Origin of the sequence: Rhodopseudomonas sp. WA056, from assembly GCF_010906995.1 — a bacterium.
Taxonomy (GTDB): Bacteria; Pseudomonadota; Alphaproteobacteria; order Rhizobiales; family Xanthobacteraceae; genus Rhodopseudomonas; species Rhodopseudomonas palustris_G.
The window spans coordinates 24444-39444 of record NZ_QPFS01000033.1; the positions used below are offsets into that span (position 1 = coordinate 24444).

A 15001-nucleotide genomic window follows, 5' to 3' on the forward strand; every position below is an offset into this window, starting at 1 on the left:
ATCCCCGATCGAAATTTCGAACTGCCGACGAAAAAACTCATCCCTCTTGTCGCACGCCGAAGCAACCGTCACAAACGCCGGACCTACCCGTCGCCGCGGAGGTGCTGTGTCTCGCCATACGATTCGCTCAAATTTGAACAGTGCGGACGGTACAGGGGGCGGACGGGCGGAGAATCCGAACTGGATACGGCAAACCCGCGACCTCTCGAATCCTCGACAATTTTAGCGAAACGGTGCGGCACGACCGAGCCGCTTCCGGTTTGTGGACATCACCCGACGCCGCGCGCTGTCTGCAATCACGACACGTTAAAATTGCGTGCAGCGTCTCCCGATCACGCTGCGATCTATCCTGCGCGACTGTCGGCCCCTCGTACTGCCGCTGGCTTCACCTAACGAGGTCGGGCATCGCTCCGGGATGTGGCGAAACATTTCGATGCGAGACGATCAGCAGGCTGCGCCCGCCGCGCAGCCGTTCCACGCCTCGCATCACGTCCGCTGCGGTCGCGTCGTCGAGGCCTTCGGTCGGCTCGTCGAGGATCAGGATGCGGGCATCGGTGCGCAGCAGGCCGCGCGCGATTGACAGTCGCCGCACCTCGCCGCCCGACAATCTGGCGCCCCCCTCGCCGACGTAGGTCTGAAGCTGATCGGGCATCCGCGCCACCGCCTGCTTCAGCCCGGCGCCGTCGAGTGCCGCCCACAGCTCGGCGTCGCTCGCATCCGGCGCGAAGCTGCGCAGATTGTCGGCGATGGTCGCGGCGAAGATGTGCGGCTGCTGCGGCACCAGCGCGATCACCGACCGCAGATCGGCCAGCGCCAGCCGGCGGATCGGCACGCCGCCGAGCCGGATCTCGCCGGCATCGGGATCGCGGACACGCACCAACAGATCGATCAGCGTCGACTTGCCGCTACCGCTCGGACCGTCGAGCCGCCGCTCGCCGCCCTGCGGCAGGACGACATCGGCGGCGCGCAGCGCAGGCGTGGTGCGTCCCGGAAAGGTCAGCGACACCTTGTCGGCGACCAGATCGTACGCTTGCGGCAGCGGCGCCGGCTGCGCCGGTTCGTCGACCAGCGGCGCGCGGTCCCACAGCGCGAACAACCGCCGCAATGACACCAGGGTCGCGCCCAGCCCAGCCGCCGCGACGGGGAGCGGCGCGAACGCTTCGAACGACGCCAGTACCAGTAGCAGGACCAAGGTGAGGTCGGGGCCGCTGAGCGCCGCGCTGCCGAGCGCCGAGCTACCCACGCCGAGCACGGCGATCACCGCGGCATCGGACGCGGCGCCGAGGCCGATCGCGCCGAGCGCGCTACGCGCCGCGATCGTCCGCTCGGCGGCGATCCGCCGCGCCAGCAATCCGTCCAGCGCGTCGATACGGCGGCGATCGTCGCCGGTGACCAGCAGCGTCGCCAGCCCGTCGAGATGTTCGGTGGTGCGGCGGCGCAGCGTCGCGGCCAGCACCGCGTCGCGATCGGCGGCCTTGCGTGTGGCGCGCACCACCAGCGCCGGGCCGATCAGCCCGCCGGCCGCCAGGATCGCCGCGAGCCCCCACGCCAGCGCGCTCTGGCCGAGCCAGACGACGGCGCCGATCACGACGCCAGCCACCACGATCGCGACCACCGCCGGCGCGGCCAGCCGCAGGAACACGATCTCCAGCCGGTCGATGTCGAGCTTCAGCCGCGCCGCCACCTCACCCGAGCGCAGATCGGCGAGACCGCCGGGCGCGATCTCAGCCAGCCGCGCGAACAGCGCGACGCGGGTCGATGCCAGCAGCGCGAAGGTCGCCTCGTGGCTGACGACGCGGTCGAGCCAGCGGCCGCCGGTGCGGACGATCGCGGCGAAGCGGATGATCGCCGACGGCGTGAAGTAGTTCATGGTCACACCGGCAGCGCCGGCGACCGCCATCGCGGTGACGAACCAGCCGGCCGTCGCCATCAGCGCCAGATTGGCGAAGGTGGTGAGCAGCGAGATCGCGAGCGCACCGAACAGCAGCGGCAGCGAGCCGCGCCACAACCGGACCAGACGGATCAGGTCACGCATCGGAGCGCTCCGCATCGGATCGGTCGCGCGCACCTTCGAGGATCTGCGCGGGCCTGCCCTGCGCGGCGACGCGGCCGCGCTCGATCACCACCACACGGTCGGCGGCCGCGATGGTCTCGCGCCGGTGCGCGATCGTCAGCACGGTGCGTCCTTCGCGCAGCCGCGCCAGCCCCTGCATCACCACGCGCTGCGCTTCGGCGTCGAGATGCGCGGTCGGCTCGTCGAACAGCAGCAGCGGCCCGGCGGCGTAGATCGCGCGCGCCAGCGCCAGCCGCTGCGCCTCGCCGCCGGACAGATTGGCGCCGCGCTCGGCCAACGGGGTCGCGGCGCCGTCCGGCAGCCGGTCGACCCACGCCGCGGCGTCCGCGGCGCGCAGCGCCTCGCGCAGCGCTGTATCATCGGTCGTGGCCGCGCGGCCCATCACCACATTGTCGGCGATCGAGCCCTCGAAAAACTGCGGCGTCTGCGCCATCGCCACCAGCGCCCGTCGCCACTCCGCCGGATCGATTTCGGACAGCGGCACGCCGTCGATCAGCACCCGGCCGCCGCTCGGCTCGACGAACCGCAGCAGCAGCGCCAGCACCGTGCTCTTGCCGGCGCCGGACGGGCCGACCAGCGCGACGTGTTCGCCGGCGGCGATGTCGAGGCTGAAGCCGTCGAGCGCAACGCGGCCGTCGGCATGGACGACGCGCACGTCGTCGAACCGGATCGCCGGCGGCGCCGCCGCAACGTAACGCCGGCCGGCCGCGGGCGGCGTGTCGAGCAGCGGCGCCAGCTTGTCGAGCGCGGCCAGCGCTTCCAGCCTGGCGTGGCGGCGCGCGCCGATGTCGCGCAGCGGCGCGAAGAACTCCGGCGCCAGCAGCAGCACGAACAGCCCGGTGGCGAAATCCATCTCGCCCCACAGCAGCCGGAAGCCGACCGCGATCGCCACGCCGGCGATTGCCGCGGTCGCGACGAATTCCACAACCAGCGCCGACAGGAAGGCGATCCGCAGCACCGCCATGGTCTCGCGGCCGTAGCGCTCGGCGGCGGCTTTCACCGCGGCGACGGCGCGGTCCGCGGTTCCTGCGAGCTTGCGTTCGGGCAGGCCGCGGATTTGATCGAGCAGATGACCGCCGAGCCGCGCGAGCCCGGCCCAGCGCTCGCCGCTCGCCCGCTCGGCACCCTGCCCGGCCAGGATCGAGAACCACACCAGCAGCGGCAGCGCGACGAGCAGGATGCCCGCCGCCAAAAGATCGCGCCACGCCACGATCGCCAGCACCGCGACCGGGACCACCGCGGCGCGCACGATCGCCGGCTGCCACGCGCGCCACAGCGGCGCCACCGCGTCGAGCGAGTCCGTCAGCAACGCCACCAGTTCTCCCGGCGGATGCTCTCCGAGCCGCACCGGGCCGAGCGCCGACACTCGCTCCAGCGCCCGCCGAAACAGATGCCGCCTCACCTTGGCGGAAGCCTCGAACGCCGCCCGCTCGGTGAGCCACGCCGCCGCGGCACGGAGCAATGCGACGCCGGCGAGCAGAGCCAGCAGCGGCATGATCGCCGGCAGCGCCGCATGGCCGAACACCAAACGGTCGACCGCGATCGCGATCAGTTGCGCCGTCGCCACCGCCAGCACGCCGCCGACCGCGGCAGCGAACGTCGCAATGCGGGCGTGGCATCCGGCGACCACGCGGAGCGAACGCAGTAGCGCGGCGGACGGGGCGGAACGTGCAGTCACGGTGACGGCGCCTCGGTGCGAAAACCCAGTCAGTGAAACCTGGTCAGCGAAACCTGATCATAAGGCGCGAGGCCGGCGCGTCGATCGCACCGGCCTCGTCCGGATGTCACGCCTTTCGGCTGCTAAACGACGCGGTCGGGGATCTGCGAGCCGTCGGGTTGGTCGTGGGTCGGCACCGCGACCATCAGACCGTCCTGAAACTCGTACCACATCACGTTGATGACGGCGATCGCCGCAGCGGCGGTGACGCCGAGAATCCAGGCGAAGTACCACATGGTCGATCTCCTTCAGTAGGCCGAATGGGCGCGGGCTTCGATCTCGCCGGCGGTGACCCTGCCCCACATGTTGGCGTAGCACCACACGGTGTAGGCGAGCACGATCGGCAGGAAGATCACCACCGCCCAGAACATCACCGTCAGGGTCAGTTCGCTCGATGCCGCATCCCAGATCGTCAGGCTCGATCGCGGATCGATGCTCGACGGCATGATGAACGGGAACATCGACAGCCCGGCGGTGCCGATGATGCCGACCATCCCGAACGCGCTGGTGACGAAGGCGAGGCCCGGCCGATGCACGGCCGACAGCAGCATGGTGAGCAGCGGCGCGATCAGGCCGATCGCCGGAACGATCATCGCCAGCGGCTGCTTGGCGTAGATATCGAGCCAGGCGCCGGGCGCGCGCACCACTTCCTTGGTGAGCGGGTTCGATGCCGCGCTGTGCGCCGCCTCCTTGACGATGCGATAGCCGTCGATGCCGAGCCACAGCCAGACCCCGGCCAGCGCGAACGCCACCGCCACGATCGGTGACAGCAGCAGCACGGCCTTGCGGGCGCGATCGGCGACCGCATCGGAGGCGCGAAGCTGCAGCCAGACCCCGCCGTGCGCGGCGAGCATCGCCAGGCTGATCACGCCGGCGAGCAGCGCGAACGGGTTGAGCAGCGGCAGCAGCGCCGTCAGCAGCGAGCCCTGATAATGGGCGCGCAGCAGGTCGTCGAGCCGGAACGGCACGCCCTGCAAGAGATTGCCGAAGGCGACGCCGAAGATCAGCGCCGGGATGGTGCCGCCGGCGAACAGTCCCCAGTCCCAGGCGTTGCGCCAGGTCGGGTTCTCGATCTTGGAGCGATAGTCGAAGCCGACCGGCCGGAAGAACAGCGCGAACAGCACCAGCAGCATTGCCATGTAGAAGCCGGAGAACGCGGCGGCGTAGACCGCGGGCCAGGCGGCGAAGATCGCGCCGCCGGCGGTGATGAACCAGACCTGGTTGCCGTCCCAATGCGGGCCGACCGAGTTGATGGCGATGCGGCGTTCGACGTCCTTGCGGGCGACGAACGGCAGCAAGGTGCCCACCCCCATGTCCATGCCGTCGGTGATGGCGAAGCCCATCAGCAGCAGGCCGACGAAGATCCACCAGACGAATTTGAGAGTCTCGTAGTCGAGCATGATGATCTCCTCCGGCTCACACCACAGCCGCGGCGGACTTGGCAGCGGTCTTGGCGTCGGCCTCGAAGTGATAGCGTCCGGTACCGAGCGAACTCGGACCGAGCCGGGCGAATTTGAACATCAGGAACAACTCGATCACCAGCAGCAGCGTGTAGAAGGCGAGGAAGCCGGTCAGCGAGAAGATCAGGTCGCCCGAGGTCAGGCTCGATGTTGCCAGGAAGGTCGGCAGCACTTCGCCGATCGCCCATGGCTGCCGGCCGAACTCGGCCACGAACCAACCGGCTTCGGATGCCAGCCACGGCGCCGGGATCAGCAGCACCGTGAACCACAGGAACCAGCGCCTGCGTTCGAGGCTCTTGTTGGCATTGAACCAGAAGCTCGCCGCGAAGGTGAACAGCATCACGAAGCCGAGGCCGACCATGATGCGGAACGCCCAGAACAGCGGCCAAACCGTCGGAATGGTCGAGGCCGCGGCAGCCTTGATCTGCTCCGGCGTGGCGTTGGCCGGGTCTTCGACGAACTGCTTCAGCAGCAGGCCGAAGCCGAGATCCTTGACGTGGGCGTCGAAGGTCTTGCGGGTCTCCGGCGAGGTATCACCGGCGCGGATCTTGGTCATCGCCGCATAGGCGATCTGCCCGGATTCGATCCGCGCCAGATGCTCGCGTTCGAGATCGGCGAGCCCCTTGACCGGCTTGTCGATCGACCGCGTCGCGATCAGACCGAGCACCGCGGGAATCTTGACAGCGTCGGCGATCGCCTGGCCGGTCTGGCTCGGGAAGCCGAACAGCGTGAACGCCGCCGGTGCCTTCTCGGTGTGCCATTCGCCCTCGATTGCGGCCAGCTTGACCTTCTGCACGTCGCCGAGGGTGTAGCCGCTCTCGTCACCAAGCACGATCACCGACAGCGACGACGCCAGGCCGAATCCGACCGCGACCGCGAACGAACGGCGCGCGAACGCGAGATCCCGCCCCTTCAGGATGTACCAGGCCGAGATGCCCATCACGAACACCGAGGCGGTGACGTAACCCGCCGCCACGGTGTGAACGAACTTCACCTGCGCCACCGGATTGAGGAACACCTCGGCGAAGCTGGTCATCTCCATCCGCATCGTCTCCGGCGAGAACACCGAGCCGACCGGGTTCTGCATCCAGCCGTTGGCGATCAGGATCCACAGCGCCGACAGGTTCGATCCGATCGCAGTGAGAAACGTCACCGCCAGATGCTTGCGTTTCGAAAGCCGGTCCCAGCCGAGGAAGAACAGGCCGATGAAGGTCGATTCCAGGAAGAACGCCATCAGGCCTTCGATCGCCAGCGGCGCGCCGAACACGTCGCCGACATAGTGCGAGTAGTACGACCAGTTGGTTCCGAACTCGAACTCCATGGTCAGGCCGGTGGTGACACCGAGGGCGAAGTTGATGCCGAACAACTTGCCCCAGAACTTGGTCATGTCCTTGTAGATCTCCTTGCCGGTCATCACGTAGACCGTCTCCATGATGACCAGGAGCCAGGAGAGTCCGAGCGTCAGCGGCACGAACAGGAAATGATAGAGCGCGGTCGCGGCGAACTGCCAGCGCGACAGTTCTACGAATGTTGAGTCCACCATGATGGCCGACATCCTTCCGAGGAGTGAAGCCGATCCGCCGCAGGCGGCGGCTCCGTAGCGATGCGGTGAGATTGAGCATGCGAGGCTTCGCATGCAGCCGACAGGGAGGTGTCCAGAAACATGACGGCGAAGTCCCGATCACGATCGGGCCCCCTGTTGCAGAGATGCCGCCGATGGCCGATCGGGCGATGGCTTGGTCGAGCGGCGCTGCTGCGACAGAATGTCAGAGGCATTCGAATCGCTCGGTGACTTCGTCACAGGACTCGGCATTCGCCGACCTCGGAGTGCGTCCACTCCGTACTGATACGGAGGAGCCCGACGCGCGATTGTTGGTGCTTTGCAAATCATACATCCTGCGCGCGCAAGCGACCGCCGCTCGTGTCACGGCCCGGTGTTGAAAGTGACATCGTCACTGTGCGCGCGGCCGTGGCGGCCCAATAGTGACAGCGTTGCTGGTGGCAGAGCTGCGCCGAATCTTGCGCAGGTGGACATTCAAAGGTGACGCGCGAAGCACCTGTCCGACCGTTTCCCGGAATCTGTTCGCCAGACAGCACGTCGTTTCGAAAATGATCGCCGGAAAACGGCGCAAGGGGGGTTGGCATGGCTTCGGACGCATTCATCTCACGACGGCACTTCATGGGCATCGTCTCGGGGGCGCTCGCCGCCGGCGCCGCTGGTTCGGCGGCGGCGCAGCCGATCGCCACAAAGGCGCGCATCGTGATCATCGGTGCCGGCGCGGCCGGTACCGCGATCGCCAACCGGCTGGCGATGCGCCTGGAACAGGCCAGCATCGTGATCATCGACGGCCGGCGCGACCACATCTACCAACCCGGCCTGTCGCTCGTGGCGGCAGGGCTGCGCCCGGCCTCCTACGTGGTGTCCCGCACCCGGGACTGGCTGCAGCCGGGCGTCAAGCTGATCGAAGAACCGGCGGTGGCGATCGATCCGGTGGCCAAGACGGTCGCGACCGCTGCGCGCAACACCGTGCCGTACGACTATCTGATCGTCGCACCGGGGCTGGTGCTGGATCACCAGGCGATCGAAGGCTTCTCGCTCGATCTGGTCGGCAGCAACGGCGTCGGCGCGCTGTATGCCGGCCCCGAATATGCAGCGCGGACCTGGGCGGCCGCGTCGCGCTTCGCCGAGACCGGCGGCACCGGACTGTTCACCCGGCCCGCAACCGAAATGAAATGCGCCGGCGCGCCGCTCAAGCACACTTTCCTGATCGACGACATCGCCAGCCGCAAGGTCGGCGCCGGCCGCTACAAGATCACCTATGCGGCACATGCGGACTCGCTGTTCAGCGTGCCGATCGTCTCCGAAAAGGTGCGGATGCTGTTCGAGGAGCGCGGTATCAATGCCGTGTACAGCCGCGTCTTGAAGGCGATCGATCCGGGGCGCCGGATCGCCACCTTCCAGACCCCCAAGGGCACCGAGGAGCTCGGCTACGATTACATCCACGTGATTCCGCCGCAGCGCGCTCCGGCCCTGATCCGGCAATCCGACCTGTCGTGGGCCGACAAATGGACCGACCAGGGTTGGGTCGAGGTCGATCAGTACACGCTGCGCCACCGCCGCTATCCGGACATCTTCGCGCTCGGCGACGTCGCCGGCGTTCCGAAGGGCAAGACCGCGGCCTCGGTCAAATGGCAGGTCCCGGTGGTCGAGGATCATCTGGTCGCGGCGATCCAGGGCAAGGAAGGCACCGAGCGCTTCAACGGCTACACCTCCTGCCCGCTGATGACCCGGGTCGGCCGCGCGATGCTGATCGAGTTCGACTACCGCAACAATCTGGCGCCGTCGTTCCCCGGCCTGATCGCGCCGCTCGAAGAGCTGTGGATCAGTTGGCTGATGAAGGAGGTCGCGCTGCGTCCCACCTACTACGCGATGTTGCGCGGCAAGGCCTGAGGAGAACCGCCATGAAGCAACTGACGTTCGAGACTCTGATCGCGGTGTTCGAAGAGCTGTACGGACCGGCGCTGTTCTGGACCCTGGTCGGGGTCGCCGCGGTGATCACGGCCGGCTATCTCTACGTGCTGATCCGCGACCACAAGATGTCGATGCGGCGCTTCCTGTGGGCGCAACTGTCGATGCCGTTCGGCGCGATCGCGGCGGTACTGTTCGTGCAGGCGGTCACCCATTCCGACTTCCGCGATCTCGGCGGGCCGGTCGACTGGATCGTCATGCTGGCGGTCGCGGTGCTGGGCGCCGGAGGCTCGGCGATCCTGGTGTACACGCTGCAGTCGCTGCTGCGGACCAGCCCGTTCGTGATCCGGCGCAGATCCAGCCTGTAGCCGCCCGGTCGCGGGCGTCGGGCGGGACGCGACAGCATCTCCGGTTCTGCGACAAACCAGAACCGGAGCTCCGGTCGTTTATTTTCACACGCCCCTCTCGCGAACCGGTTTCCACCTTGATCGAAGATGCTGTAGCCGGAAACTGTCCATGGATGCCTTTCAAGACCACTACCCCGAGAACGTCTCGCACTGCTTCGGCTGCGGACGGCTCAACGGCTACGGCCACCAGATCAAGACCCGCTGGGACGGCGACGAGAGCGTGACGCGGTTCATGCCCGAGCCGTATCACACCGCCGTACCCGGCTTCGTCTATGGCGGGCTGATCGCTTCGCTGGTCGATTGTCACAGCACCGGGACCGCAGCCGCCGCGATGTACCGGCACGAGGGCCGCGACATGGACAGCCTGCCGGAATTCCGTTTCGTCACCGGCTCTCTGCACGTCGATTATCTCAAGCCGACGCCGCTGGTCGAACTCGAGCTGCGCGGCCGCGTCGTCGAGATCAAGGGACGCAAGGTGGTGGTGGAGACCTCGGTGATCGCCGCCGGTCAGGAAACCGCGCGCGGCCGCGTGGTCGCGGTGCAGATGCCGCAGAGCTTCCGGTCATAGTCCACCCAACGCAAAAGCTCCGGCCCTGAATTGATCAGAGCCGGAGCTTCAAGCTTGGGTCGGCGATGCCGGGCCGGCGCCGGCTACAGCAGCCGGCCGGCCATGATGTAAAGCGGCGCCAGCACGATGAACGCCGCAACGAGGAGGCAGGCGAACGCCCTGCCCCACGGTCCCGGTTCGGCCGCCTGCATGTCGGCATAGCTGTCGACAGGCTTTCGGCCGGTGATCATCGCCTGGATCAGCGGTTCACGACTGAACAGCGCGTAGATCACGTTGGCGGCGACGTGCACCACCACGAAGATCTCGATCGCGGTGAAGATCCGCCGGTGCCAGAGCGTGGCGCTCTCGACGGCGGCATCGGAGACCGTCTTGGCGAGCGGCCCGTCGATGATCAGACGATCTTCGTCACCGGAAAACAGGCCACTGGTGGCCATCGCCAGCACCAGCGCCAGCAGCGCCACCACCATCCAGCCGCCGAGCGGGTTGTGACCGAGAAACTTCTTCTTGTCGGCGATGTAGGCCAGCACCTTGCCGGGCATCGCCACGAAGCTGCCGAACCGCGCCGTCGACCCGCCGACGAAGCCCCACAGGATCCGGAACACGATCAGCACCAGTGCGGCGTAGCCGTTGAGCTTGTGCCAGGCGGGGAAGCCCCCGCCATATCTGTTGCTGATCCAGCCGTCGACGACGACGAGGACGAGCGCCCACTTGAAGACGCGCGTGGGCCCGTCCCAGGCGACGACGCTCGCTTCCTTCATCCGTCAGCTCTTCTTGGCGCGGAAATCGTCGTGGCACGACTTGCAGGTGCCGAACACGCTGCCCATGCTCGCCTTGAGCGAGGCTTCGTCCTTGACGCTGCCCTGAGCCGCCGTGGCAGCCGCCGCCAGCTTGGCGAACAGATCGTCGAACTTCGCCTTGTCGTCCCAGATCTTCGGAAGCGCAGCGGTGTCTCCGCCTGTCTTGGAATCCGCAGGGAAAAGCGCAGGCAGTTTCTTCGCATCATCCGCGATCGACGCCAGCGATTTCTGCACCACCGCCTGGTCGAACTTGGCCTCGCCCTTCATCATCGCGGCGATCGGCTTGGTCGAGTCGCCCATCTGCTTCAGCATCGCCTTGCGCTGCGCGATCACATCGGTCTGCGCAACCGCGACGCCGCTGACCAGGACAGCCAGACCAGCAATAGTAACGATTCTCAATTTCATCTCTTCAGATCCTTTCCCGATCATTCGGATCGTCGCGGATCGCCGCGACGACGACAGCATCACCCATGCGGGTGCGTCATTTCCATGGCCGCGAACGTCCAGGATCAAAGACTCGCACACACAACCTGACACTGCAGTGACAACGTCACAGACGAGGACGAGCCATCGCGTGATTCGCCACCCCGGCTCGTTTCCATATCGCTGCGCCGACACAGCCGCAAACCGCCGACGTCAGCCGAGCGCTACGACCGCCACAGGATCGCCCCCGAGTCCGGACGCGCGCTGGCGTCAGCCGAGACACATTGTCCCGCCTGCCTTCGTCGAGCCCGCGCCGGCCACAATCCGACGCCGCTCAAATGATACACGGTACGGTGACGGACGGCCGGACGCCGGCTCGCAGAGTGGTCACCCGTCACGGGGTCGCGCTTCTCCGTCTTGCTGCTCAGTCCGACTTTCCAGCGATTCTAAAATCCACGGAGAAGCCTGTCGGGCGAGACGGTTACGCCGAACACCGGCGTCTGCTGCACGCGTTGCGCGAGGGTATGAAATTGCTGCCCCCTCGCGTTGTTGGTAGGCGGGACCGGCATCCATCCTCCCTGGCACGTCAGGCAAAACCGGCTCCGACATGATCAATGCTATCGAGTTAGTCCCCTCACTGACCGTCGGGGGCGAGGAAGACCTCATTGATATCCGCTTCGACGCGGTCGCGGCGTATCACGGCCATTCGGCCCTCGCGATGCTCGCGGTGACGTTTCAGGCGCTGCGCCTGATGCTGCCGGCGCTGTCGCCCGAGCGACCGCCGCTTCGCACCGATCTCATCGTCGTCAGCGGTCATCCCGGCCCCGGCGTGCGCGACGCCTTCGAATTCGTCACTCGCGCAGTGACGCGCGGGGTCTACACCGTCGACCGCGCGCTGCCGCATGCGCGGCTGTGTCCGGGCGTCGACATGTCCTATAGCTGGCGGCTCTCGGCGGGCGACCGCAGCGTCGGCGCCGCACTGCGCGCCGGCGTGGTGCCGGACCGGTTCTTCGAACTGATCGCCCGCGGCGCCGACCGCAGCGACGCAGAGAACGTCGAGCTGTCGGCACTGAAGCGACGCGTTGCCGACGACGTGCTGGCCGCGGCGCCGGACACGCTGTTCGACCGGCTGTGATCCGGATCGCGCCATGAAGACCATCGTCCGCCTGTTCTGCGGCCACAAGACCTCGTCGGCAGCCTGGGCCGAACGGCTCGCCGGTCTCGACTGCAGCGTTCGCGATGTCGACCTCTACACGCTCGACCCGGCCCTGCTCGCCGGCACCGATGCGCTGCTGATCGGCATGCACATGGACCAGCGCTTCCTGCAGGCGCACACCGCGCTGCTCGACGGCTACGTCGCCGCCGGCGGCCGGGTGGTGATCAGCGGCCACATCGCCCACCCGTTCCTCACCGGCCTTGGCCCGGTTCAGCCGCTCGGCGGCGGCGGCATCGCCGACCTCACCGTGTCGCGCGCCGCCCCGCATCCGATCTGGGACGGCGTCGCGCTCGACGACCTCACCTTCCGCCGCGGCGTCGCCGGCTTCTACGGTCACGCCTGGCACATCCCGCCGGACGACGCGACCGTGATCCATACGCTGGGGCCGGATGCAAGACCGCTCGATTTCATCTATCGCTCCGGCCGCGGCGAAGTGCTGATGCACGGCGGCAACGACCTGTGGAGCTTCGGCGGCGACGACTCGACGCGGCGCCTGCTGCCGCAACTGATCGCCTGGCTGGTGGAGGCACGCCCATGACCGTAGCTGTTCTCGACGGCGGCACCTACTATCATCACGAGACGATCTTCGGCGAACGCTTCCGCGACCGTTTCGATCGGGTGATCTACACCCCAATGCTGACCGCGGACGATCTCGCCGAACCGACGCTGCTGATCGTGCCCGATCGCAGCAATCCCGAGCTGATGCGCCGGCATCGGCCGTTGCTGAACGAGTTTCTCGCCCGCGGCCGGACCCTGGTGGTGCTCGGCGAAAGCGACGCCGAGACCTGGGCCCCCGGCGTGCGCGCCGCACCGCGCCCGACAAATTTCTGGTGGTGGCTCGATCCCACGCAGAAGCCGCCGCACCAGTTCGTCGCGCCCGATCACGAGATGTTCGGCCACGTCGCCCCGGACTCGACGATCTGGCACATCCACGGCGTGCTGTTTCCGCCCGAAGGCGCCGAGCCGCTGGTCACCGTGCCGGAGGATCGCGACGGCCGCGATCCAGGCGGCGCCCTCTTGTACGACGACCGCGTCTCGACGCCGGGCCGTCTGATCGTCTCGACGCTCGATCCGTTCTATCACCACGGCAGCCGGTTCATGCCGGCGACGACGCGCTTCCTCGACGGCTTCCTGCGCTGGACGCAAGCCGCCGCGCGATCATGAAGGCACAGCGCCCGGTGCGTCGGTCACCAGCCGATGCACCGGCACGGTCGCTTCGATCCGTTCGCCGTCCGCCTCGATCGTGACACGGCGCACCGGCACGCCGTAGAGGCGCGCCAGATTGGCTTCGTCGAGCGTGGCGTCGGCGGGGCCGAACACCGGATCGCCCGCCATCATCAGCACCTTGTCGGCCACCGCCAGCGCGTGATCGGGATGATGGGTGGTGAACACCACGGTCATGCCGTCGTCGCGCACCAGCCGGCGGATCAGCCGCAGCACCACGCCCTGATTGGCGAGATCGAGCGCCGAAGCCGGCTCGTCGAGCAGCAGCACCCGGCAGTCGCATGCGAGCGCGCGGGCGAACAGCACGAGCTGGCGCTGGCCGCCGCTCAGCCGGTCGTAGCGCCGCTCGGCGAGCTCGGCGATGCCGACGTCGTCGAGGCAGGCTTCGGCGCGGGCGAGATCGCGGCGGCCCGGCGCACCGAACCGGCCGAGATAGCGGCTGCGGCCGAGCAGCACCATATCGATCACCCGGTAGCCGACGTCGCCGCGCAGCGCCTGCGGCACCACGCCGACGACGCCGTCGACGCTGATCCGGCCCTGCTTCAACGCCAGCGTATTCGCGAGCGCGCGCAGCAACGTCGTCTTGCCGCAGCCATTGGGTCCGAGGATCGCGGTCGCCTCGCCCTCCGCCACCGCGAACGACAGATCGCGAAACAGCCACTGCTCCGGCCGGAACCAATGACCCGCCTGCTCGACTCTGATCATGCAGCCTGCCCTCTCGCATGCCGGCGCAGCAACCAGGCAAACACCGGCGTGCCGACGATCGCGGTGACGATGCCGACCGGAATCTCCGCCGCCGACAGATCGCGCGCCAGCGTGTCGGCCGACATCAGAAACGCCGCGCCGGCGACCGCCGACACCGGCAACAGCCGCCGATGATCGGCGCCGACCACCATCCGCACCAGATTGGGAATCACCAGGCCGACCCAGCCGATCGTGCCGGACACCGCGACCTGCGCGGAGATCGCTAGGCAGGTCGCGGCGAGCAGGATGACGCGGTCGCGGCCGGGCTCGACGCCGAGCGCACGCGCTTCTTCGTCGCCGAGCGACAGAACGTTGACGCGCCAGCGCATCGCCAGCATCACGCCGCCACCGGCGATGGTACACGCCGCCAGCAGCGCCAGGTTCGGCCAGCTCGCCGCCGCGAAACTGCCGAGCAGCCAGAACACGATGCCGGGCAGCTTCACTTCCGGATCGGCGATGAAGGTGACGAAGCCGACCAGCGCGCCGCAGAACGCGCCGACCACGACGCCGGCGAGCACCAGCGTCAGCACCGGCGAGACGCCGTCGCCGCGATGCACCAGCAGCACCGCGGCGAGCGCCAGCGCGGCACCGCAGAACGCGCCGAGATGCACCGGCAGTCCGAAGCCGAACAGCAGAATCGCCACGACGCCGCCGAGCGACGCCCCGGATGCGGCGCCGATGGTCTGCGGCCCGACCAGCGGATTGCGAAACATGCCCTGCAGCACCGCGCCGGACAGCGCCAGCCCCGCTCCGGCGATGCCGGCCATCAGCACCCGCGGCAGCCGCACCGTGGTCACCACGATCCGTTCGGTCGGCGTCCAGTTCGCGGCGGCCCAGCCGGGCGGCAGCCAGCCGGACGGGTCGAGCCCGACGAGGCTCAGACAATCGGGCAGCAGCATGCC

The 15001-nt window shown here is 68.0% G+C and carries 15 protein-coding genes; 6 read left to right on the forward strand and 9 right to left on the reverse strand.

Annotated elements, in window-relative coordinates:
• Positions 1-385: 385 nt before the first annotated feature.
• The 5 genes from cydC to DU475_RS09210 all read right to left on the reverse strand — a co-directional run bounded on the left by cydC (position 386) and on the right by DU475_RS09210 (position 6794).
• Positions 386-2035: a thiol reductant ABC exporter subunit CydC gene (gene cydC / locus DU475_RS09190; RefSeq protein ID WP_164631863.1), complete on the reverse strand. Its 1650-nt coding sequence runs from the start codon at positions 2033-2035 to the stop codon at positions 386-388.
• Positions 2028-3752 (reverse strand): thiol reductant ABC exporter subunit CydD, encoded by a 1725-nt coding sequence (gene cydD, locus DU475_RS09195; RefSeq protein ID WP_164631865.1) that lies wholly within the window; start codon positions 3750-3752, stop codon positions 2028-2030. The genes cydC and cydD overlap by 8 nt, the downstream gene beginning before the upstream one ends.
• A 122-nt stretch (positions 3753-3874) precedes the next feature.
• Positions 3875-4027: a cytochrome bd-I oxidase subunit CydX gene (gene cydX, locus DU475_RS09200; protein ID WP_013502155.1), complete on the reverse strand. Its 153-nt coding sequence runs from the start codon at positions 4025-4027 to the stop codon at positions 3875-3877.
• A 12-nt stretch (positions 4028-4039) separates the two neighbouring features.
• Positions 4040-5191, reverse strand: coding sequence for a cytochrome d ubiquinol oxidase subunit II (gene cydB / locus DU475_RS09205; protein ID WP_080964115.1), 1152 nt, complete (start codon positions 5189-5191; stop codon positions 4040-4042).
• Positions 5192-5207: 16 nt separating this feature from the next.
• The gene (locus DU475_RS09210; protein ID WP_164631867.1) at positions 5208-6794 is read right to left on the reverse strand and encodes a cytochrome ubiquinol oxidase subunit I; all 1587 of its coding nucleotides are present in this window, start codon (positions 6792-6794) and stop codon (positions 5208-5210) included.
• Between the two features lie 600 nt (positions 6795-7394).
• On the opposite strand from DU475_RS09210, the gene DU475_RS09215 reads away from it, so the two are divergent.
• The 3 genes from DU475_RS09215 to DU475_RS09225 all read left to right on the forward strand — a co-directional run bounded on the left by DU475_RS09215 (position 7395) and on the right by DU475_RS09225 (position 9695).
• Positions 7395-8702 carry an NAD(P)/FAD-dependent oxidoreductase gene (locus DU475_RS09215; protein WP_047307012.1) on the forward strand — a complete coding sequence of 436 codons (1308 nt, stop codon included), beginning with the start codon at positions 7395-7397 and terminating at the stop codon, positions 8700-8702.
• An 11-nt stretch (positions 8703-8713) separates the two neighbouring features.
• Positions 8714-9088, forward strand: coding sequence for a DUF5368 domain-containing protein (locus tag DU475_RS09220; RefSeq protein WP_013502151.1), 375 nt, complete (start codon positions 8714-8716; stop codon positions 9086-9088).
• A gap of 148 nt (positions 9089-9236) precedes the next feature.
• Positions 9237-9695, forward strand: a complete 459-nt coding sequence (locus DU475_RS09225; RefSeq protein ID WP_164631868.1) for a PaaI family thioesterase — start codon at positions 9237-9239, stop codon at positions 9693-9695.
• Between the two features lie 83 nt (positions 9696-9778).
• Here DU475_RS09225 and DU475_RS09230 read toward each other — a convergent pair whose 3' ends face one another.
• Positions 9779-10453: a cytochrome b/b6 domain-containing protein gene (locus DU475_RS09230; RefSeq protein ID WP_164631870.1), complete on the reverse strand. Its 675-nt coding sequence runs from the start codon at positions 10451-10453 to the stop codon at positions 9779-9781.
• Positions 10454-10456: 3 nt separating this feature from the next.
• On the reverse strand, positions 10457-10897 hold the full coding sequence (locus tag DU475_RS09235; protein WP_013502148.1) for a c-type cytochrome: 441 nt from the start codon (positions 10895-10897) through the stop codon (positions 10457-10459).
• A gap of 625 nt (positions 10898-11522) precedes the next feature.
• Between DU475_RS09235 and DU475_RS09240 the strand changes: the two genes are divergently transcribed.
• The 3 genes from DU475_RS09240 to DU475_RS09250 are packed head-to-tail and all read left to right on the forward strand — an operon-like array spanning position 11523 to position 13295.
• A complete protein-coding gene (locus DU475_RS09240) occupies positions 11523-12050 on the forward strand; it encodes a hypothetical protein (protein WP_164631872.1) in 528 nt (175 codons plus the stop codon).
• Between the two features lie 13 nt (positions 12051-12063).
• Positions 12064-12669, forward strand: coding sequence for a hypothetical protein (locus tag DU475_RS09245; protein WP_164631873.1), 606 nt, complete (start codon positions 12064-12066; stop codon positions 12667-12669).
• Positions 12666-13295, forward strand: coding sequence for a hypothetical protein (locus DU475_RS09250; protein ID WP_164631874.1), 630 nt, complete (start codon positions 12666-12668; stop codon positions 13293-13295). Before DU475_RS09245 ends, DU475_RS09250 begins: the two co-directional genes overlap by 4 nt.
• Here DU475_RS09250 and DU475_RS09255 read toward each other — a convergent pair.
• Together DU475_RS09255 and DU475_RS09260 are read right to left on the reverse strand one after the other, a co-directional pair.
• Positions 13290-14060, reverse strand: a complete 771-nt coding sequence (locus tag DU475_RS09255; protein WP_164631876.1) for an ABC transporter ATP-binding protein — start codon at positions 14058-14060, stop codon at positions 13290-13292. The genes DU475_RS09250 and DU475_RS09255 overlap by 6 nt on opposite strands.
• Positions 14057-14998, reverse strand: a complete 942-nt coding sequence (locus DU475_RS09260) for a FecCD family ABC transporter permease (protein WP_502706844.1) — start codon at positions 14996-14998, stop codon at positions 14057-14059. Before DU475_RS09260 ends, DU475_RS09255 begins: the two co-directional genes overlap by 4 nt.
• Positions 14999-15001 lie beyond the last annotated feature (3 nt).

What these genes read in the sequence shown, in the direction of transcription:
- cydC (WP_164631863.1), bottom strand. Translation starts at nt 2,035, where the DNA reads ATGCGTGACCTGATCCGTCTGGTCCGGTTGTGGCGCGGCTCGCTGCCG.
- cydX (WP_013502155.1), bottom strand. Translation starts at nt 4,027, where the DNA reads ATGTGGTACTTCGCCTGGATTCTCGGCGTCACCGCCGCTGCGGCGATC.
- cydB (WP_080964115.1), bottom strand. Translation starts at nt 5,191, where the DNA reads ATGCTCGACTACGAGACTCTCAAATTCGTCTGGTGGATCTTCGTCGGC.
- DU475_RS09210 (WP_164631867.1), bottom strand. Translation starts at nt 6,794, where the DNA reads ATGGTGGACTCAACATTCGTAGAACTGTCGCGCTGGCAGTTCGCCGCG.
- DU475_RS09215 (WP_047307012.1), top strand. Translation starts at nt 7,395, where the DNA reads ATGGCTTCGGACGCATTCATCTCACGACGGCACTTCATGGGCATCGTC.
- DU475_RS09220 (WP_013502151.1), top strand. Translation starts at nt 8,714, where the DNA reads ATGAAGCAACTGACGTTCGAGACTCTGATCGCGGTGTTCGAAGAGCTG.
- DU475_RS09225 (WP_164631868.1), top strand. Translation starts at nt 9,237, where the DNA reads ATGGATGCCTTTCAAGACCACTACCCCGAGAACGTCTCGCACTGCTTC.
- DU475_RS09230 (WP_164631870.1), bottom strand. Translation starts at nt 10,453, where the DNA reads ATGAAGGAAGCGAGCGTCGTCGCCTGGGACGGGCCCACGCGCGTCTTC.
- DU475_RS09235 (WP_013502148.1), bottom strand. Translation starts at nt 10,897, where the DNA reads ATGAAATTGAGAATCGTTACTATTGCTGGTCTGGCTGTCCTGGTCAGC.
- DU475_RS09240 (WP_164631872.1), top strand. Translation starts at nt 11,523, where the DNA reads ATGATCAATGCTATCGAGTTAGTCCCCTCACTGACCGTCGGGGGCGAG.
- DU475_RS09245 (WP_164631873.1), top strand. Translation starts at nt 12,064, where the DNA reads ATGAAGACCATCGTCCGCCTGTTCTGCGGCCACAAGACCTCGTCGGCA.
- DU475_RS09250 (WP_164631874.1), top strand. Translation starts at nt 12,666, where the DNA reads ATGACCGTAGCTGTTCTCGACGGCGGCACCTACTATCATCACGAGACG.
- DU475_RS09255 (WP_164631876.1), bottom strand. Translation starts at nt 14,060, where the DNA reads ATGATCAGAGTCGAGCAGGCGGGTCATTGGTTCCGGCCGGAGCAGTGG.
- DU475_RS09260 (WP_502706844.1), bottom strand. Translation starts at nt 14,998, where the DNA reads ATGCTGCTGCCCGATTGTCTGAGCCTCGTCGGGCTCGACCCGTCCGGC.